The sequence below is a fragment of the Ruegeria meonggei genome, assembly GCF_042768335.1.
Classification (GTDB): Bacteria; Pseudomonadota; Alphaproteobacteria; order Rhodobacterales; family Rhodobacteraceae; genus Ruegeria; species Ruegeria meonggei.
The window spans coordinates 1,701,727-1,720,453 of record NZ_JAXHBT010000001.1 but is presented as its reverse complement, the minus strand read 5'-3'; the positions used below and the strand labels follow the sequence as shown (position 1 = coordinate 1,720,453).

Below are 18,727 nucleotides of genomic sequence, written 5' to 3'. Positions count from 1 at the left end.
ACAGGCCCGTGGTCGTAAAACCTTAATGCGTGATTGCCCCCGGCGGGGCTTTGGCATAATCACCTTTAACGTCCAAATTCACCTTTAAAGGTCAAACAATGCGCCTCAGCCGTTACTTTCTGCCCGTTCTCAAGGAAAACCCCTCCGAGGCTCAGATCGTCAGCCACCGGCTGATGCTGCGCGCGGGCATGATCAAACAGGCCAGCTCCGGGATCTATTCCTGGCTGCCGCTGGGGTTCAAAGTGCTGCGTAAGCTGGAAAACATTGTGCATCAGGAGCAGGCCAAAGCCGGCCATATCGCGATCCAGATGCCGATCATCCAATCAGCCGACCTGTGGCGCGAAAGCGGGCGCTATGACGATTACGGTCAGGAAATGCTGCGGATGAAAGACCGGCACGACCGCGATATGCTGTTCACCCCCACGGCCGAGGAACTGGTGACCGACATCTTTCGGGGCCACGTCAGCAGCTATAAAGACCTGCCGCTGACGCTTTATCAAATCCAGTGGAAATTCCGCGACGAAATCCGCCCGCGCTTCGGCGTGATGCGGGGGCGCGAGTTCTACATGAAGGACGGCTATAATTTCGACCTGACCAAAGAAGACGCGCTGCACGCCTATAACCGCCATCTGGTGACCTATCTGCGCACCTACGAACGTATGGGGCTGCAAGCGATCCCGATGCGCGCGGATTCTGGCCCCATTGGCGGTGACAACACGCATGAATTCCTGGTGCTGGCCGATACCGGCAAATCCGAGGTGTTCTATGACAGCGCCGTCACCGACCTGACCTTTGGCGACCGTCAGATCGACTATGACGATCACGCGCAGTGCCAGTCTATTCTGGAAGAGTTCACCTCAAAATACGCCCGCACCGATGAGACCCATGACGAGGCGTTGTTCAATCAAGTTCCCGAAGACCGCCGCCGTGTGGCGCGCGGGATCGAAGTAGGGCAGATCTTCTATTTCGGCACCAAGTATTCCGAAGCAATGGGCGCAACCGTTCAGGGTCCGGACGGCAAGCCGGTTCCGGTGCATATGGGCAGCCACGGCATCGGCGTCAGCCGTTTGGTCGGCGCGATCATCGAGGCCAGCCATGACGACAAAGGGATTATCTGGCCCGAAGGCGTGACCCCGTTCCACTGCGGCATCGTCAACCTGAAACAGGGTGATGATGAGGCGGATGCAGCCTGCGATAAACTCTATGGTGCGCTGACCGCGCTTGGCCTTGAGCCGTTTTATGACGATCGCAAGGAACGGGCTGGTGGCAAATTCGCCACTATGGACCTGATAGGCCTGCCGTGGCGCATTACCGTTGGACCGCGTGGTCTGAAAAATGGCGTCGTTGAGCTGACGTGCCGCCGCACCGGTGAAAGCGAAGAACTGAGCCCCGAGGCCGCCGTCACCAAGATCGCCGGGATCTATGAGCACATCGCCTGATCAGACCGACGCGCCGTTGATATCGGTCGTCACCGCGACGCATAATCTGCTGTCTCAAGGGCGGCAGGACAGCTTTCGCGAAGTGATCGATTGCATGGCGCGTCAAAGCTGTGAGCGGGCCGAACACATCATTCAGGACGGTGCCTCGACCGACGGCACGGAGGAGTTTCTGCACCAGCTGACGGCAGGTGCACCGCGAACCCGGGTGATCAGCGCGCCGGATTCCGGTCTGTACGATGCAATGAACAAGGGCGCGCAGGCCGCGCGAGGCGACTACCTTTTGTTCCTGAACTCGGATGATTCCCTAGCCTCGGACGATATACTGAACTTCGCCGCTGACCGGCTGGGCGCAACAAAGCCCGATTTCCTTTATGGATCAACTCTGCGTCGGCACGAAGACGGCAGCGAAACCCGCGAAAAGCGGATGTCGCTACACGCCATCCTGCAACGGATGCCGTTCTGCCATAACTCTGTGTTTCTGAAGCGGGATGTCTTTCTGGCGTTGGGCGGCCACGATACTCAGTTTCGTGTTGCGGCCGATTATGACCTGATGCTGCGGCTTCTGGCCGATGGGTATAAGGGCGAGCTTTTAGAAGCGCCGATCTCACTGTTCTGGGGCAGGGGGGTGACAGAGGATGATGCCCGAACCAGCCAGGATTATGCCCGGGTTTGGCAAAACCACTATGCCGGGTTCAAATCTGCGCAGGCTTTGTCACATGAAGATTTCGTTCGGTTTTACCAGCGGGGGCATATGCCTGCTGGCCTTGTCTTGGAACAGTTGCGTCAGCCCAATATTGCGGACGAAATTAAACTGGCAGCGCGCCACAGCCTTTGGAAATCCTTGCGCCGGTCCGCTCAGTTCTGGCGGCGCTATTAAGCGCCGTTTGCAGTTGGGCGTGCTGAAAGAACGTCGCCATCCGCCTCGTTGCCACGTGCAACGACGATGGGTCGCCCCAGTTGGCGTACCAGATCTTTGAAATCAAACCCAAGGAAGCGCAGCCCGCAGACCCGATCTCCGGTTGTTCGATCAGTGATACAAAGCAGCCCTTGCCGAAAGGCCAGGCGATACCCTTTGTCCTTCAGGATTTCTGTTAGATTGCTCCAGCTGATTGCGCTGGAAAAGACTGGCCGGATTGCTGCGCGCAGCAAAGCTGCAGTCTCACAATCCAGTTCTGTCGAAGCATTTCGGGCTGAAATTGCGCCCCCGGCTTTTCCTTCAAATTGAATACTCATGAGCGACCCCCGCTCTAAAAAATTAATTCCCCCACTAATAGGGTGACAAAGTTTCTTAAAATAAGCAAAACGCGAAATAAAATTACGTGTAAAAAGTTGTATTTTGGATTCAGTAATCCATTTCGACCTCACATTGACTTCATACCTGAAACAATAACTGCGTGTCTGTGAAGGTGGTCACAACCACGGGTATATTAGCCCTCATGGACGATCTCCTTTAATCCGAGTAGCGCCATTCAAAGACCGCACACTGATTCGTTTTCCACTGTGATATGCCTTGAATTGGACAACCGCCGAAGACCTGATAAACGAACCGAAAACCTCGGAAGGGTGGTCAGTTTGCTCAGTTTCGCGACAGTTGTTTACTCCAAGGATTTTCCGTTGCTGGAACTTCAGGCGCTGTCTTTCGCGCGTTTTGTTGATCCCTATAGTGTCGGGTCGATCCATGTGATCATGAATGACATTGACGAGCCGGGCTTGCGTGCGCGGATCGAACCGATCCTTGCTGCGTACGGCCCTCTGAGGTCTAAGGTTGAATTGCTGAGTGGCGATGACGTGTTGCTGGGTCCGGGGCATTGCGCTCGGCGACCAAGGATGGATCAGTTACTGATTGAAAATCGCTATTCTATCCCAGTTGCTCGCAAGGGAGGGTGGCGCGGCAACAACGGGTACCGCATGCAGCAGGTTCTGAAACTCGGCGCAGCTCGGGTGGCAGCGTCAGAGAATATGATCATCCTCGACACCAAGAACGTGTTCCTGAGAGAGTTTGAGGATTTGGAGTATTTCGCAGTGTCAGGGGCGGCACGAATTCCCTTTATCGGGGTCAAAAGTGATTTTCATCGCAACTGGTTGTGCCAAAGTCTGGATGCGCTGGGTGTGCCGCACCCTGATCTGGACCAACTGCACACCACGAATTTTTCCACGCCCTTTCCCGTGCGTCGGGCGCTAATCTTGGCGCTGTTGGACGAGATCAACGAACGCTATGGTTCCGTTCAGGCGTTGTATGCGTCGCACAGGCGGCCTTCCGAATTTATGCTTATGAACGCATTCTGCCTGAAATCCCCTGAGGGCTACGCCCCGTGGTTCGAAAACACTGCCAATTGGAACATCGGGCTGTGGCCAAGTTATTCGCAAGAAAAACTGGCCGCACAACTGAGCCGTCTGGACGATCCCTGTTCGCTGACACTGGGTCTGCACAATCGGGCCTTGTCGATCCTGCCGGGTGATCTGCGTGATCGCGTGTTCTCGGAATTGGAAACGCGGGGCGTCTGTGCGCGGTCTCTGGCCGAAGATGTTCTAACCCGGACGGCGACCCTGTCAGGCTGACTACCGGGTTGACCATCCCGAGAAATGCCGAAAAGGTCGCGGCGACCAAAAAACTCCGGAGCAGGCATGGCCACCCCCCCCCCGCCCTTTGCCCCTTTTGAATGGAAAATCGCCTGGCGTTATCTGCGTGCCCGCCGTGCCGAAGGTGGCGTCAGCGTCATGACGTGGATCTCACTGATCGGGATCACGCTGGCCGTGTTTGCTCTGATTGCCACGCTGGCGGTGCGATCGGGGTTTCGGTCCGAATTTGTAGGCACCATTCTTGGGGCCAATGCCCATGTCACCGTTTATTCAGCGGGCAACTTTGACGCGCAGGGGCGGATGGATCGTACAATCGTCGACTATGACGACGTGGCCGACCGCATCGCGCAGGTGCCGGGGGTCGAACGTGCCGCGCCACTGGTCAAGGGCCAGGTGCTGATCACTTTGCGTGACCGCAGCAGCGGGGTAGAGGTGTTTGGCATCCAACCCGGCGATCTGCGCGATTTGCCGGGCGTTGCCCAAAGCGAACAATCCGCGGGCGACCTGTCATCGTTCAACGAAGGTGAAGAGGCAATCGCCATCGGGTCGGGGGTTGCGCGCAGTATCGGTGCAACAGTCGGAGATACGGTCAAACTGACATCCCCCAATGGCGTCAAAACTGCTTTTGGCACTTCCCCCCGCGTCAAAGCCTATCGTGTGGTCTATGTGTTCTCGGCTGGGCGCTACGATATCGACCGAACGCGTGTCTACATGCCGTTTGATGAAGCCCAGAGCTTTTTCAACCGCGAGGGCGTGGCCGATGAGATCGAGGTGATGGTCACCCGTCCCGAGGACCTTGGCCCGATCCTGGTCCCCATTCTTGAGGCCGCGGGTGAGCGCAGCCAGATATGGACATGGCAGGACGCCTCGGGCGGGTTCCTGCGCGCGCTCGAGGTCGAGGACAACGTGATGTTCATCATCCTGTCGATCCTCGTCCTGATTGCTGCGATGAACATCGTCTCGGGGTTGATCATGCTGGTCAAGAACAAGGGGCGCGACATTGGTATTCTGCGCACCATCGGTCTGAGCGAAGGGTCGGTGCTGCGGGTGTTTTTCATCTGTGGCGCGTTTACTGGGATAATTGGCACCGGACTGGGTGTTGTTCTTGGTTGCTTGTTCGCAATCTATATCGACCCGATCTTTTCGTTCGTGAACTTTGTCATGGGCGGCGGTGTCTGGGATCCGTCTATCCGGGGGATCTATGCCCTGCCGGCAGAGTTGCATCTGTCGGACGTGATGAAAGCGGTTGGTCTGTCTCTGGGCTTGTCCTTCTTTGTCACCTATTTCCCCGCTCGCCGCGCCGCGCGGCTGAATCCGGTTGAGGCGCTGCGCTATGAATGATGTGACGATGCAACTGACCGGTCTGACCAAGACCTATCTGAAAGGCACACCCGGCGAGGTTCAGGTACTGCGCGGTGTCGATCTGACCTTGCACGCGGGTGAGGCGGTAGCCTTGGTTGCTCCGTCTGGGGCAGGCAAATCCACCTTGCTGCATATCGCGGGGCTGCTGGACACTCCGGACGAAGGGTCGGTCGAAATCGCCGGGCAGAACGTGACCGGAAAGGGTGACCGCACCCGTACCGCATTGCGTCGGCAGGATGTGGGATTTGTGTATCAGTTCCACCACCTGTTGCCCGAGTTCACGGCGTTGGAAAACATCACCCTGCCGCAGCTGGCCAATGGCGTATCGGAAAAGGCAGCGCAGGAAAGGGCGATGGCCTTGTTGGACCATGTTGGCGTCGCACCACGTGCGGATCACCGACCGGCGGCGCTGTCAGGGGGCGAACAACAGCGTGTCGCTTTTTGCCGGGCGCTGGCCAATATTCCTCGGGTCCTGTTGGCTGATGAGCCGACAGGCAATCTGGATCCTGAAACCGCGGACCAAGTGTTTGACGCGTTGATGGCGCTGGTTCGGGACGAAGGGCTTTCGGCGCTAATCGCCACGCATAACATGGACCTAGCTGCACGGATGGACCGGAAACTGCAACTGGACGGCGGGGCCCTCAGGCCAGTTGAGTGATCGCGACACCCGCAGCCATCACTGCAATACCGCCCGCGCGGATCCATGTCAGTGGTGTAACTTGTGCGCCAAACAATCCAAAATGGTCGATAGCTGCAGTACTGATCAACTGCCCCAGCAGCACAAAGAACACCGCGTTTCCGACGCCGAAATGCGGGGCGACATGGGTAATCGTCAGCACATAAAACGCGATCAGAACGCCAGCTAGCAACAGGTGTTTTGGCGCTTGTGCAACTTTGGGCAGTGCGCCGAGCCCGGGGAACACCAGCATCACCAGAGCTGATGCCCCAAATGCGATGGCAAACAGGACGACAGCTGCAGTCGTGGGCGATCCGACCAGCTTGCCCAGAGCTGCGTTCAATGCGGCGAGGATCGGGACACCAATCCCGGCCGCCAGCATGATGGCTGCGTATTGTGACATCGCCTGTATCCTCTGCACTGCGTTCGTTGATCTGGATCATTGCGCCAAGCAGTCCGACGAGCAAGCCTGCAAATGTCAATCGTGACAGGAGGATGCGATGATCAGACCGTTACTGAGTGCAGTTTCAATCGGGGCGCTGTCAATGTCGACCCAGGCCATTGCGCAGGACACAGAGACCGGGGCCGAGTTGTATCAGCATTACTGCGCGACGTGCCACGGGATCGACGCAACCGGGCACGGGCCCATGGCTGGCGTATTGGTGATTCAGCCGGTCGACCTGACCAAACTTGCTGGTGACGATGGGGTGTTTCCATCCGCCCGGGTCGTGGCGCGGATTGACGGGCGCGACCCGCTTGTCAGCCACGGCAGCCCAATGCCCGTTTACGGGCCGTACTTTGACGGGCAGGACACCTCGATGAAAACGCCCGAGGGCCAGCCGATCCTGACCAGTCAACCGATTGTTGATTTGGTGGCCTTTCTGGAAACGCTGCAGGGGCGCTAGAGGTTAGCGACAGATCCCTTCGACCTTGGCCTCGCTCCACGGCAGCACAAGATCCCTTTCGCGCCGCTGTTTTGGCAACGGGGACAAATCGAGATACGTGTCCAGCATCGCGTGCAAGCGCTGTGTGCGCGGGGCGGTAGGGTCCAAAGCACGGCAGCAGACGTATTCTTCGACAATGGCCCCTTGCTGTTCGAACCCATAGGCCAGGAAATCGGGTGAGGTTTCGAGGTCAAACAGATAGGGGTCGCTGCTGCCGCCATGCTCGGCCGCAGCGCGCAGTGGGTGGTAGCCGGTGGTCCGTCGGTTTTGCCATTGCCAGATATGCGTCAGTTCATGGGCCAACAGCATAGCGGCGATCAGGTTCATCTGGTCGGGGTAGTCGGACATGTAGTCCTCAAGATACCAGTCCTCAGTAAAGTATACCCGATTGAACAAGGCAACGGCGGCCGGCTTTGCGGTCACCACACCTTCGTCGGGCGGTGGCAGAATGCGTTCACGGCAGGCCAGACGCGGGCGGGCTTTGCGATAGAATGTGATCGGCGCGACCGGCGCCCCCTTGACCAGGCGCACCCGGTCCAGGTTCAACGTGTCGCCCTGCACTACGCTGGCAAAAGCGCGTTCTTGATCTGTCAGCGGGCGACCGCATGAAGCAAGCAGTAACAGCAACATCGTCAGAATGCGGAACGGCATGGTCAAAGCCTAATACCTCGCCCCTTTTGTGTAACCCGTTTTCACAAGCTCATCGCCAATACCCGGCTGATTTCAGTCAGCGACCGTCCGGACTGTTCCATCCAAGTGTTGAACGCCTCTTGCACCGCGGCCATCGCCTTTTTCGAGCTTGGTGCCTTGTCGATTACACCTTCTGCGATCAGGCGGGCTGTAACGTCTTGCGAGAGGATGAAACTGTCACGTCCCACAAACCGCATCGCATATTGCGCAGACGCCCCGCCCAGACGTGACCCGCGTTTGCCCAGCATGGCCAGGAGGCCAACGTAATCAGTCGAGGGCCAGCCCCCCAGAACCTGACCTGCGCCGCCGTTTTCGCGCAGTTCCAGAATGAAGGCGGCATTGTCCCGCACCGTAGCGATTTTGGTTCCGTTTCGAACAATGCGGGTGTCTTGCAGCAGGGCGTCGAATTTTTCGTCATCCATAAAGGCGCAGCGCCCAACGTCGAACCCGTCAAAGGCGACCTCAAACCCGTCCCATTTGCTTTCGATGACCTTCCAGTTGAATCCAGCCTGAAAGACGCATTTGGTGATGAGTGACAACCAGCGATCCTCTGGCACCGCCGCCAATTCCGCCGGGCTCTTGGGTTTGCTCAGCTTTGCGCTCAACGCGTCAGGCCCGCCGTGGCGGTCGGCGGCCATGGCAAAAATCTCATCGAAATGGTGCATGCGTGGTGTCCTCCACTTACAAGTTCGCGCCTTGGATGCGGGGTTGCAAGGGTTTAGGGTGGGAACATTTTCGTGCATTTGGGCACTTAGAGCCCGGGTCAGAGTGAAAAAATCGTCAGATTCATGAAAGAAAAGCTCGACAAATAAGAGGATTTGGGTTTGTGATTGACTCGTCAATCAACGTCCCACCTGAAGCGAACGTGAAAACACGGTGGGTGGGGCCTGCACGCGATGCGGCACATGGGGGAAATAGTTTTGTTTGTGGCGAGTAATTCCGCCCAGCCTCAAACTGTTCACTTTCCTTTCGTGGCTGATTTTGTGCATGTTGCGACATGGTAGTGTCACAAGACACGCTTTCCGGTGCTGGAACATGCACAAGGGAAGCGAAACTGAAATAAAGACAGGGAGAATGTCGATGAAAAAACTCAGTGTAAGCCTGCTGGCCATGACCGTAGCCGGTTCCGCCTATGCCGCCGATATGGGTGCCGTGGACGAGCCGATCAAACTGGCGATCAACGAATGGACCGGCCAGCACGTTACCACCCACGTCGCCGGTGAGATGCTGAAGGCTGCCGGCTATAATGTCGAATACGTGACCGCAGGGATGATGAACCAGTTCCAGGCGCTGGCCGATGGCGACATCGACGCGACACTGGAAATCTGGTCCTCGAACGTGTCCGACGAATATGCCAAGAAGATCGACGAAGGCACTGTTGTTGAAATCGGTGATCTGGGTCTGGATGCCAAAGAAGGTCTGGCCTATCCGGCGCACGTGGCCGAGCTGTGCCCGGGCCTGCCCGCGTGGGAAGCTCTGAAAGACTGCGCGCAGGTGTTTGCCACGGCTGAAACACTGCCCGGCGGCCGTCTGGTCGATTACCCAGCCGATTGGGGTACGCCCGGTGCGGACCGCATGACCGGTCTGGAATTGCCGTTCAAAGCGGTTCCTGCAGGGTCCGAAGGTGCTCTGATCGCGGAACTACGCGCGTCGACCGAGCGAAAATCGCCTCTGCTGATCACCTTCTGGCAACCGCATTGGGCAATGTCGGCCTATGACGTGCAGTTTGTCGAACTGCCTGCGGGCGAAGAGGCCTGTTTTAACGACCCGGCCTGGGGTCCGAACCCGAACGCTGTGAACGATTGTGATTTCTCACCTTCGCGTATCTTCAAAGCGGGTTGGAGCGGCATGGCAGACAAATGGCCTGCCGCCTATGAGATCCTGACAAACTATCAGCTGGCGGTTGAAGACCAGCAGCCGATGATGGGTGCGATCGACGTTGACGGCGGTCAGGTCGAAGAAGTTGTCGCCACATGGATGGCTGAAAATGAAGGCAAGTGGCGTCCGGTTGTTGACGCGGCCACGCAGTGAGTTCGCGTAAGTGACTGACTCAAAGACGCCAGCCATCGCCTGCCAGAATCTCTGGCAGGTGTTTGGCCCCGGTGCTGACAAAGCCCTGACCGACGCGCTGTCTCGGTCAGGGAACGACGCCGACAAAGCCGCCGACGACCTGCGCGAAAAGGGGTTTATCCCGGCTGTTCAGGACGCAAATTTCGAAGTCAAGGATGGCGAGCTTTTCGTTATCATGGGGCTGTCGGGGTCGGGCAAATCCACTCTGATCCGCTGCATTTCGCAACTTTTGCCCGGAACGGGCGGCGAAATTCGTGTAGACGGGGAAAACGTCGTTGGCGCCTCCAAAAAGGTGATGACGGATCTGCGTCGTAAAAAGCTGGGCATGGTGTTCCAGCATTTTGGCCTGTTCCCGCATATGACTGTGTCCGAAAACGTGGCCTATCCGCTGCGCGTGCAGGGCGTTAGCCGCAAGGAACGCCTGGCCCGCGCACAGGAAGTGATCTCACTGGTTGGTCTGGAAGGCCGCGAAAACAGTTTCCCGCGTCAGCTTTCAGGCGGTCAGCGCCAGCGGGTGGGCATTGCGCGCAGTCTCGCCGTGAACCCGGATATCTGGTTTCTGGACGAGCCGTTCTCGGCCCTTGATCCGCTGATCCGTCGTCAGTTGCAGGACGAGTTCTTGCGTATTCAGGCGACGTTGAAAAAGTCCATCGTCTTCATCACGCACGACATTCAAGAGGCGCTGAAGCTGGCCGACCGCATTGCTATCATGCGCGATGGCAAGATCGTGCAGATCGGCACACCCTCGGACATCGTTCTGCGCCCGGTCGATGACTATGTGCGCGAGTTTTCCAAGGATGTGGCCAAAGGCCAGCACGCCAAGGTTGCCTCGGTCATGCGGGACGATTCCGAACGCGGTCCGGACGATCCCGGCCTGACCACCGCAATGACATTGGATGCCGCATTGGCCCATTGTATGGAGTTGTATGAGCCGGTGCCCGTCCGCGACGCCGCCGGTAACATTGTCGGTACTGTCCATCCTTCTGATCTGGCCGCCGCATTGCAGGTGGACGAGGCATGACGGCTGCCACAGATTTCTCCTCGACACAGGCAGCGCAACTGACTGCGGGTGCTAAGGCCGCACTGATCACTGTGTTCGTTGGTGCCCTCTGTCTTGCTTTTGAGGGCAGCGCGCCGTGGCTGGTCAAATGGCCCGCCGCCTGGGAATTGCCCGCAACTGAATGGATTGGCACCTTTCTGGATTGGTTTCTGAACAGCATCAAACCGGCGATGAGGTTGTTTTCCGATCTGATGACCTATCCGATGGATGCAGCCAATTACGTGCTGGGCAATACGCCCTGGCCGATCCTGATTGGTCTGGTGACGGCGCTGGGCTGGTATCTGGGTGGTTTACCCATGGCGGCTCTGGGGTTCATTGGCCTTAGTTTTGTTCTGGCCTCGGGCTATTGGGCCGAGAGCATGAATACACTAGCGCTTGTTGCCGTTTCGGTGCCTGTCGCGCTGATTGTGGGCGGTGCAATCGGAATTCTTGCCAATGAAGTGCCACGTGTGAAATCCCTTGTGCAGGCCGTGCTGGACGTGATGCAGACGGTGCCGACCTTCGCGTATCTCACTCCTTTGCTGCTGCTGTTTGGCTTTGGGCCGGTCGTGGGCCTGATTGCCTCGGCCATCTATGCGGCACCACCGATGGCGCGCAACGTAATGCTGGGTCTTGAGCGGGTAGAATCCGACATCAAAGAAGCTGCCATCATGTCAGGCGGCACGCGGTTTCAGCAACTGTTTCAGGTCGAAATTCCGGCTGCTGCAACGCAGATTATGGTCGGTGTGAACCAATGCCTGATGGCAGCTCTGTCGATGGTGATCATCGCAGCCGTTATCGGAGGCTTCAACGATATCGGTTGGGAAGTTCTGCTGACAATGCGCAAAGCCCAGTTTGGCGAGGCGATGATGGCGGGTCTGGTGATTGTGGTCTTTGCCGTGGTGATCGACCGGATGAGCGGAACGCTCGCCACCGAACGCAAGCGCTACGATCCTCGTGTGGTTTGGGCGGTGCTTGGGATTACCGCGCTTTTCACCGCAGTCGTCTGGAGTGGCCTGCCCGATCCGTCCGAGATCACCTTGTTGAATCCGATTGCCGGGGCGATGGATAGTGGCCTGACGGCCTTTACCCAGGCCAACGGCCCTTGGCTGGATGCGCTCAAGAACAACTCGATGTTCTACGTTCTGTTGCCGCTTCGGATCGGTTTAGATCAGGCTGTGTTACCCTTTACCTGGGGGTTCCAATGGACGCCGGGCATGAGCTATGGCCTGTTCGCGGCCGGCATTGTGATTGCCGCGCTGATGGCCTGGCGCGGTCACCTGACCGGAGGATTGGTCGTACTGATCCTGATCGGCATGTTGGAAACCGGCATTGCCAACCTGCCATGGCCGTTTGTCCTGATCGGGGCCGCTGCGTTGGGTTGGGTTGCCGGAGGCTGGCGTCTGGCGGCTCTGTCGGTGGGCCTGTTGTGCACCATCCTTTTCTCGGGTCTGTGGGAGCGTGCTTTGCTGTCGCTGTATCTCAGCGGTGCGGCCGTGTTTTCCTGCGCTGTGGCTGGCGGTCTGATCGGTTTGGCCAGCGCAGTCTGGGCCCCGGTATGGAAGGTCGTGCGCCCGATTTGTGACATGTTGCAGACCATCCCTCTGTTCGTTTTCCTGATCCCGGTCCTGATGGTGTTTCAGATCGGCGAGTTCTCGGCCTTTCTGGCGATCTGCGCCTATGCCATCGTCCCGATGATCCGCTATACGCGGCACGGGCTGGTCAATACTCCGGACGAGATGATGGAGGCCGCGATTTCCAGTGGCGCGACCGAATGGCAGATCATGCGTGATGTACGGGCACCTTATGCAGCGCCGACCATCTTGCTGGGGCTAAACCAGACCATCCTTTATGCCTTTGCCATGCTGGTGATTGCCGCGTTGATTGGCACTACCGGTCTGGGTCAGTCGATCTATCTGGCGCTGGGGCAGGCGGATGTGGGGCTTGGCATCTCGGCGGGGGCAGCAATGGCAATCCTGGCGCTGATCGCCGACCGCATGGTGCAAGGCTTTGCCGAGGAACGCCGCAAAGCGCTTGGCCTATAAAACGGGGCAGGGGCGGCGCGTTTGCCCCTGCCTTCGACTTGATTTTGGGCAAGGACCGCAACCTCGCCACGGCCTAAACCGGGCGCAACACGTTCGGAGAACACCATGACCGGTTGGGGCCTATTCCTTGCAGCTTTGATCACTTTTTTACTAACGCACGCTATCCCGGCGCGACCCGCAGTGCGGGGCAGGTTGGTCGAAACGCTGGGTCGCAAGGGGTACTTCGCAGCCTATTCCATCCTGTCCCTGATGGTATTGGCCTGGCTGATCATCGCCGCTGCCCAAGCGCCATATGTCGAGGTTCTTCCCCCCTGGACGATCTTCCGCTGGGCGCCCTTGTTGGTGATGCCTGTCGTGGTCTGGTTGGCTGTTGCGGGCTTGTCTATCCAAAACCCGTTTTCGTTTGGTGGGCTGGGACGGCGTCCGTTTGATCCGGAACACTCGGGCATTCTGCGCACCACGCGCCATCCGATTCTGGTGGCGCTTATGCTGTGGGCCGGGTCGCATCTTCTGGCCAATGGCAGCCTGTCACACGTCATCCTGTTTGGCCTGTTCGCAGGCTTCGCCGTGCTGGGCATGTCCCTGATCGACCGCCGTAATCAACGCCGGATGGGGATCGAATGGACACGTCTGTCCCGCAACACGGCGCGCCTGTCCCTGCGCGCGCCACGCCCCTGGCCCCGCCTGTGGATCTGGCTGGTCTCATTTGCCGCCTATGCGGCTCTGCTTTACTTGCACGCACCTGTGATCGGTCTTTCTCCGTTGCCATAACGCACAGGAGTGGTCGGACCGAGGGATGCGTGCTATCTGGAATGCTACAGTTTCAACACGAGGGTCTCAGAATGTACCTGGCCTATATCACCACCACCGACCGCGGTGCGACTGACCGCCTGCTGAGCGCAGCTGCGGAACAGTTGCTGCGCTCGGGCGCGCAATTGTCGGGTGTGGTGCAGACCAACACCGAATGTGCTGACGACAGCAAATGCGACATGGACGTCCGTGTCCTGCCCAAGGGTGAGACCATCCGCATCTCGCAATCCCTGGGCACACAGTCGCGCGGATGCCGGTTGGACCCGGCCGCGTTGGAACGGGCGGTGGGCTATGTGACGGCCTCGCTTGCGGATGCGCCGCAGTTGTTGATCATCAACAAGTTCGGCAAGCACGAGGCGGACGGGCGCGGCTTTCGCCCGGTGATTGCCGAGGCTCTGGCGCTGGATATCCCGGTGCTGGTAGGGGTGAACGGTCTGAACAAGGAAAAGTTCCAAGAGTTCACCGACGGCACGGCAGAACAGGTAGAGCCCGAGATTGAAGCCATCACCGAATGGTTCAATCGCGTCTGTGCGCAGCGCGCGGCCGCCTAAGACAATTTCTGTAAAATAGCTGCTGTCGCCCTCTGATCCAGAGCTGGCGACATGTATGGATCAACTATTTCAGTACCCGCTGGCATGGCACACCGTGTTTCGACTGTGGCGCCGAAACAGCATTTTCCCCAACAGCTCCGGCATTTGGCCTTTGCGCCGAAAGGTTCAGCTCGTTGCTGGCCGTACGAGCATGGAAAATGATACATGAGTGGCCATGCCAGTCGAACTGACGGCTGGATATGTGCGGTAATGATCTGAGAAAAGTGGTGGGCGACCCTGGAATCGAACCAGGCGTGCGTCTCCGCGAGGGAGTTACAGTCCCCTGCCACACCTTGCGGCCTGTCGCCCACTGTCAGGCGTTGCACCTGACGTGGAGGCGTGATTACTAGCGCTCTAAAGGAGCGTCAACAGGAAAATTCCGCTTTGGCGCAGTAAACCGAATTCCAGGCCCGGAGGCCCAAGAAATGAAAAAACCAAAGTGGGTTGTCGAAAAAGAACAGGCCCGCAAAACCGCTGCGGCCGAGACCGTCTGGTTGTTCGGACTGCACGCCGTTCGGGACGCTTTGATGAACCCGAACCGGCAGAAATTGCGGCTGGTTGTGACCCGCAACGCGCAAGACAAGCTTGCAGAAGCTATTGAGTTTTCTGGGATCGAGCCGGAAATGGTCGATCCGCGCAAATTTACCGCCCCCATTGATCCGGGATCCGTCCATCAGGGTGCAGCGCTCGAGGTCAAACCGCTGAACTGGGGTGGGCTGGCCGAGAATTGCATCGGTCGCGCCCATCCGCGCGTCCTGTTGCTGGACCGCGTGACCGATCCCCATAACGTCGGTGCGATTCTGCGATCGGCCGAAGTGCTGGGGGCCAGCGCCGTTATCGGAACGCGCCATCATTCAGCACCTGAAACGGGGGCTTTGGCCAAGACCGCCAGCGGTGCGCTGGAACGACAGCCCTATCTGCGGGTGCGTAACCTGGCCGATGCCATCGTCGAGTTGCAGAATATGGGTTTCATCGTGCTGGGCCTTGATGGCGAGGCTGATGCAACCATCGAGGCCGCGCTGGGTGACAAGCTGGACCGCCCGGTGGCGCTGGCGCTGGGGGCCGAGGGGCCGGGCTTGCGTCAGAAAACCAAAGAAACGGTTGATCACCTGGTGAAAATCGACGCAGCCGGGGGATTTGGTTCGCTGAACGTCTCAAATGCTGCCGCCATTGCCCTATATGCTTCTAGGCACAAATAGACAGGAGGCCCCCATTTCTAGCCCGCAAAAAATTGCCACCTGCTGTTACTGCGGAACACGCGCCGCGCTGGTTCTGAAAGGACAGCAACGTCATGAGCTCAGCTGTTCCAGTTGCGGCGCACCTTTGCATAACCTCAAGATGATGCCCAAGCGTAAGGTCTCGGACGCCGGGTCTGCGAAATATGACGGCGGGTACAAGAAAAAGAAGCAAAAGAAGAAAAAAAGTATGTTCTCGCGGGTGATGGATGAGGCCTGGGACGCGATTGAAGACATCTTCGACTAAGGCGAACAGCAAGCGACACACACGATCACAACCGCGTTAAACAGGGTTTCACCGGCGGGTAAAAATTGCATCTTAGTGTCCTGATGAAACTTTGCCTGATTCCACAATGCTGACCAGACGACTTTTTCTTGGCGGGGTTGCCGCTGCCGTGTTTGCTTCTGCCGCCCAGGCGCAGGACATGCCCGTGTATTTTGACACGGATGGTGCTGCCATGGGCGGGTATGATGCTGTGTCCTATTTCAACGGCGACGGTCCGGTGCGGGGTAAGCCGCAATACTCGGTCATGTGGAAAGGTGTCGAGTGGCATTTTTCTTCGGCCGAGAATCGCGACAGATTTGAAAGCAACCCGCGCGCCTTTGCGCCCCAATTTGGCGGGTACTGTGCCTATGCAATGGCGCAGGGTGAGTTGATCAGCACGGATCCAACGCTGTGGCAGGTTGTGGATGGCCGGTTGTATCTGACCCATTCACCGGAAATCGAGGAAATGTGGAGCAGCGACCGAGCTGGATTTATCCGCAAGGCCGAGGAACACTGGCCCGTTGTGCTGTATCACCAATAGGCAAATTCCCGCTTTTTGTGATCTGTCATCACAAAAATGCGCGCACCCTCTTTTTTTCTCAGAACTCATGCTTAAATGTCACAATGACCGCGGAACGGAACTGCCGCGGGTCATTTCACTGTCCCTCGTTCCAACAACTGGCGCTCAGGCATGACCTGGGCGCTTTTTTCTTTTGCGTACACCGCCTAATGTGCCCGCATGACTGAATATTCCGATCCGTTCCTCAGGGATATCCTGCAACGCACCAAGGTGGTAGCCGTGGTTGGGGTGTCGATGAACCCTGTGCGGCCCAGCTATTACGTGGCGCGCTATCTGTCCCTTAAGGGGTACAGGGTCATTCCGGTCAATCCCGGCCATGCGGGAAAGTTGTTGTTCGGCCAAACGGTGCGGGCATCGTTGTCAGACATCACCGAACCTGTCGATATGGTTGATATCTTCCGCCGGTCCGAGGCCGTGCCCCCGATTGTCGATGACGCTTTGGCAGCCTTTCCGAATTTGCGCACGATCTGGATGCAGATCGGGGTAGAGCACCCGGACGCAGCCGCCAAAGCGCAGGCTCAGGGTGTGGACGTTGTGATGAACCGCTGCCCGAAGATTGAGTATCAGCGTCTGTTTGGCGAGTTGCGCATGGGCGGGTTTGCCACTGGGGTAATCTCTTCCAAGCTGTGATCTCTACCCGCTGACATAAGGCAAAAGCGCACCGTGTTGATCCAGGCGGCGCTTTTCCAATACGGCGTCGCGGGGCACCCATTCGTATTTAGTGTCCTCGGGCAGGGGCGACCAGAACAACACCCCGCCATAGCGCCACGGGTCCAGAACCACGCCGTCATACATCGTCTCGCCCTTGCGGCTGATGATTGCCGTGCTGTGGTCGATGCGAAACGGGTTATCGGCATTGGCTATGGCGCGGTGCATTTCCAACGTTTCAAACTCTTCCTGATCCAACCTGCGCTCGATATCCTCGGCCCAGTGCCAGCACAGACCGCGTGGGCGCAGGCCCTTGTTGACCTTGGCGTTGTGAATCGGGGGGGATCGGTGATCTCGTACTCTTGCGCCAGCTGCGCAGAATAGGAATAGGCGATACGCGCGGCACGCTCAGCCTCGACCGGGTCGATATCCGGACCGAGGCTGCGGATTTCGCTGGCCAACCGTTGAACCTCATCTCCGGTGGAAGACGGTGGCGCAGAACAGGCCGCAAGCATCCCCAAGGTCAGCACAAAGGCCAAAATTCTGATCATTCCCGCCGCCTGATATCCGTGATTCACCAGACCCGATCATAAGCTGCAGGGCAGGCGGGCGAAACCCGTTCGCTTAACCCTTTGGACGGGCCGCCTTTTCGGCGATACCACTCAGGCCCTGACGCCGGGCCAGTTCGGCCAGCACATCGTCCAGTGCTACATCCCGTGCGGCCAGCATGACCAGCAGGTGGTACAGCACATCTGCGGCCTCTGCCGTCAGCTTGTCCTGATCGCCTTTGACAGCCTCGATGATTGCCTCAACGGCCTCTTCCCCAAACTTCTCGGCGCATTTCTCCGGCCCTTTGGCCAAAAGTTTGGCGGTCCAACTGGACTCGGGGTCGGTGCCCTTGCGGGACTCAATCGTTGTGGCCAGATCGCGCAGAATACTCATTCCAACCTCATTGGGACACCGGCGGCGGCCATATGTTCCTTGGCCTCGCGTATGGTGTATTCGCCAAAGTGAAAGATCGAAGCCGCCAGCACCGCGCTGGCACCGCCTTCGGTCACGCCTTCGACCAGATGATCCAGGTTGCCCACCCCGCCCGAGGCAATCACCGGCACGTCCACCGCGTCCGAGATGGCGCGGGTCAGGGGAAGGTTGAAGCCTGATTTGGTGCCGTCCCGATCCATCGAGGTCAGCAAGATTTCCCCGGCACCTTTGGCGACAACCGTTTTGGCAAATTCTACTGCGTCGATGCCAGTGGATTTGCGCCCGCCATGGGTAAAGATTTCCCACTTGCCGGGGCTGACGGTCTTGGCATCGATGGCGCAGACGATGCACTGACTGCCGAACTGATCGGCGGCCTCGGCGATGACATCCGGGTTGGCCACAGCGGCCGAGTTGAAGCTGACCTTGTCCGCCCCTGCCAACAGCAGGGCGCGTACGTCATCCTTGGTGCGCACTCCCCCGCCCACGGTCAGGGGCACAAAACACTGTTCTGCCGTGCGCCGGACCACGTCGAACATGGTGCCGCGGTTTTCATGGGTGGCGTGGATGTCGAGGAAACAGATTTCATCCGCACCAGCCGCATCATAAGCCGTGGCCAATTCCACCGGATCGCCTGCATCGCGCAGGCCGACAAAATTCACGCCTTTGACCACACGGCCATCAGCAACATCAAGACAGGGAATGATGCGGGTTTTCAGCATGAGGCATCCTTTGTTGCCGCATCTCTACCGGCAACGTCAAACCGATGCCAGTCC

At 58.3% G+C, this 18,727-nt stretch carries 21 protein-coding genes, 1 tRNA gene and 1 pseudogene; 15 read left to right on the top strand and 8 right to left on the bottom strand.

Annotated elements, in window-relative coordinates; all coding sequences use genetic code 11:
- Positions 1–98 precede the first annotated feature (98 nt).
- Both proS and SJY13_RS08440 read left to right on the top strand, forming a co-directional pair.
- The gene (gene proS / locus SJY13_RS08445) at positions 99–1,439 is read left to right on the top strand and encodes a proline--tRNA ligase (protein ID WP_377190076.1); all 1,341 of its coding nucleotides are present in this window, start codon (positions 99–101) and stop codon (positions 1,437–1,439) included.
- The gene (locus SJY13_RS08440; RefSeq protein WP_377190074.1) at positions 1,423–2,316 is read left to right on the top strand and encodes a glycosyltransferase family 2 protein; all 894 of its coding nucleotides are present in this window, start codon (positions 1,423–1,425) and stop codon (positions 2,314–2,316) included. The genes proS and SJY13_RS08440 overlap by 17 nt, the downstream gene beginning before the upstream one ends.
- Here SJY13_RS08440 and SJY13_RS08435 read toward each other — a convergent pair.
- Positions 2,313–2,672, bottom strand: a complete 360-nt coding sequence (locus SJY13_RS08435; RefSeq protein ID WP_377190072.1) for a hypothetical protein — start codon at positions 2,670–2,672, stop codon at positions 2,313–2,315. The two genes, SJY13_RS08440 and SJY13_RS08435, sit on opposite strands and share 4 nt — an antisense overlap.
- A 330-nt stretch (positions 2,673–3,002) precedes the next feature.
- Between SJY13_RS08435 and SJY13_RS08430 the strand changes: the two genes are divergently transcribed.
- From SJY13_RS08430 to SJY13_RS08420, 3 genes are all read left to right on the top strand, one after another.
- Positions 3,003–3,998 carry a hypothetical protein gene (locus SJY13_RS08430; RefSeq protein ID WP_377190070.1) on the top strand — a complete coding sequence of 332 codons (996 nt, stop codon included), beginning with the start codon at positions 3,003–3,005 and terminating at the stop codon, positions 3,996–3,998.
- A gap of 66 nt (positions 3,999–4,064) precedes the next feature.
- Positions 4,065–5,360, top strand: a complete 1,296-nt coding sequence (locus tag SJY13_RS08425; RefSeq protein ID WP_377190068.1) for a lipoprotein-releasing ABC transporter permease subunit — start codon at positions 4,065–4,067, stop codon at positions 5,358–5,360.
- On the top strand, positions 5,353–6,039 hold the full coding sequence (locus tag SJY13_RS08420) for an ABC transporter ATP-binding protein (protein ID WP_377190066.1): 687 nt from the start codon (positions 5,353–5,355) through the stop codon (positions 6,037–6,039). Before SJY13_RS08425 ends, SJY13_RS08420 begins: the two co-directional genes overlap by 8 nt.
- Here the strand turns inward: SJY13_RS08420 and SJY13_RS08415 are convergent.
- Positions 6,023–6,460 (bottom strand): DMT family transporter, encoded by a 438-nt coding sequence (locus SJY13_RS08415; RefSeq protein WP_085821246.1) that lies wholly within the window; start codon positions 6,458–6,460, stop codon positions 6,023–6,025. The genes SJY13_RS08420 and SJY13_RS08415 overlap by 17 nt on opposite strands.
- Before the next feature lie 97 nt (positions 6,461–6,557).
- On the opposite strand from SJY13_RS08415, the gene SJY13_RS08410 reads away from it, so the two are divergent.
- Positions 6,558–6,962 carry a c-type cytochrome gene (locus tag SJY13_RS08410; RefSeq protein ID WP_377190063.1) on the top strand — a complete coding sequence of 135 codons (405 nt, stop codon included), beginning with the start codon at positions 6,558–6,560 and terminating at the stop codon, positions 6,960–6,962.
- 3 nt (positions 6,963–6,965) lie between these two features.
- On the opposite strand, the gene SJY13_RS08405 is transcribed toward SJY13_RS08410, so the two are convergent.
- Positions 6,966–7,652: a hypothetical protein gene (locus SJY13_RS08405; protein ID WP_377190061.1), complete on the bottom strand. Its 687-nt coding sequence runs from the start codon at positions 7,650–7,652 to the stop codon at positions 6,966–6,968.
- A 41-nt stretch (positions 7,653–7,693) separates the two neighbouring features.
- Positions 7,694–8,356, bottom strand: a complete 663-nt coding sequence (locus tag SJY13_RS08400; RefSeq protein ID WP_377190059.1) for a DNA-3-methyladenine glycosylase I — start codon at positions 8,354–8,356, stop codon at positions 7,694–7,696.
- A gap of 415 nt (positions 8,357–8,771) precedes the next feature.
- Between SJY13_RS08400 and SJY13_RS08395 the strand changes: the two genes are divergently transcribed.
- The 5 genes from SJY13_RS08395 to SJY13_RS08375 all read left to right on the top strand — a co-directional run bounded on the left by SJY13_RS08395 (position 8,772) and on the right by SJY13_RS08375 (position 14,206).
- Entirely contained in the window at positions 8,772–9,722 is a 951-nt protein-coding gene (locus SJY13_RS08395; RefSeq protein ID WP_377190057.1) for an ABC transporter substrate-binding protein, read from the top strand.
- 10 nt (positions 9,723–9,732) lie between these two features.
- Positions 9,733–10,782: a quaternary amine ABC transporter ATP-binding protein gene (locus tag SJY13_RS08390; protein ID WP_085821243.1), complete on the top strand. Its 1,050-nt coding sequence runs from the start codon at positions 9,733–9,735 to the stop codon at positions 10,780–10,782.
- Positions 10,779–12,845, top strand: coding sequence for an ABC transporter permease (locus SJY13_RS08385; protein WP_377190055.1), 2,067 nt, complete (start codon positions 10,779–10,781; stop codon positions 12,843–12,845). The genes SJY13_RS08390 and SJY13_RS08385 overlap by 4 nt, the downstream gene beginning before the upstream one ends.
- Before the next feature lie 105 nt (positions 12,846–12,950).
- Complete coding sequence (locus tag SJY13_RS08380; RefSeq protein WP_377190053.1) at positions 12,951–13,616, top strand: NnrU family protein; 666 nt, start codon at positions 12,951–12,953, stop codon at positions 13,614–13,616.
- Between the two features lie 71 nt (positions 13,617–13,687).
- Positions 13,688–14,206 (top strand): DUF2478 domain-containing protein, encoded by a 519-nt coding sequence (locus tag SJY13_RS08375; RefSeq protein ID WP_377190051.1) that lies wholly within the window; start codon positions 13,688–13,690, stop codon positions 14,204–14,206.
- Positions 14,207–14,470: 264 nt separating this feature from the next.
- On the opposite strand, the gene SJY13_RS08370 is transcribed toward SJY13_RS08375, so the two are convergent.
- Positions 14,471–14,554 (bottom strand) — tRNA-Tyr (locus SJY13_RS08370).
- 116 nt (positions 14,555–14,670) lie between these two features.
- On the opposite strand from SJY13_RS08370, the gene rlmB reads away from it, so the two are divergent.
- The 4 genes from rlmB to SJY13_RS08350 all read left to right on the top strand — a co-directional run bounded on the left by rlmB (position 14,671) and on the right by SJY13_RS08350 (position 16,955).
- A complete protein-coding gene (rlmB, locus tag SJY13_RS08365; RefSeq protein ID WP_377190049.1) occupies positions 14,671–15,444 on the top strand; it encodes a 23S rRNA (guanosine(2251)-2'-O)-methyltransferase RlmB in 774 nt (257 codons plus the stop codon).
- A complete protein-coding gene (locus tag SJY13_RS08360; protein ID WP_377190047.1) occupies positions 15,425–15,727 on the top strand; it encodes a hypothetical protein in 303 nt (100 codons plus the stop codon). The genes rlmB and SJY13_RS08360 overlap by 20 nt, the downstream gene beginning before the upstream one ends.
- 106 nt (positions 15,728–15,833) lie before the next feature.
- Entirely contained in the window at positions 15,834–16,286 is a 453-nt protein-coding gene (locus SJY13_RS08355; protein WP_377190045.1) for a YHS domain-containing (seleno)protein, read from the top strand.
- A gap of 198 nt (positions 16,287–16,484) precedes the next feature.
- A complete protein-coding gene (locus tag SJY13_RS08350) occupies positions 16,485–16,955 on the top strand; it encodes a CoA-binding protein (protein ID WP_377190043.1) in 471 nt (156 codons plus the stop codon).
- A gap of 3 nt (positions 16,956–16,958) precedes the next feature.
- Here SJY13_RS08350 and SJY13_RS08345 read toward each other — a convergent pair.
- The 3 genes and pseudogenes from SJY13_RS08345 to hisF all read right to left on the bottom strand — a co-directional run bounded on the left by SJY13_RS08345 (position 16,959) and on the right by hisF (position 18,673).
- Positions 16,959–17,524 (bottom strand): annotated as a pseudogene (locus SJY13_RS08345) (hypothetical protein).
- 73 nt (positions 17,525–17,597) lie between these two features.
- On the bottom strand, positions 17,598–17,915 hold the full coding sequence (locus SJY13_RS08340) for a phosphoribosyl-ATP diphosphatase (RefSeq protein WP_377190041.1): 318 nt from the start codon (positions 17,913–17,915) through the stop codon (positions 17,598–17,600).
- Entirely contained in the window at positions 17,912–18,673 is a 762-nt protein-coding gene (gene hisF / locus SJY13_RS08335) for an imidazole glycerol phosphate synthase subunit HisF (protein ID WP_377190039.1), read from the bottom strand. Before hisF ends, SJY13_RS08340 begins: the two co-directional genes overlap by 4 nt.
- Positions 18,674–18,727: the final 54 nt, after the last annotated feature.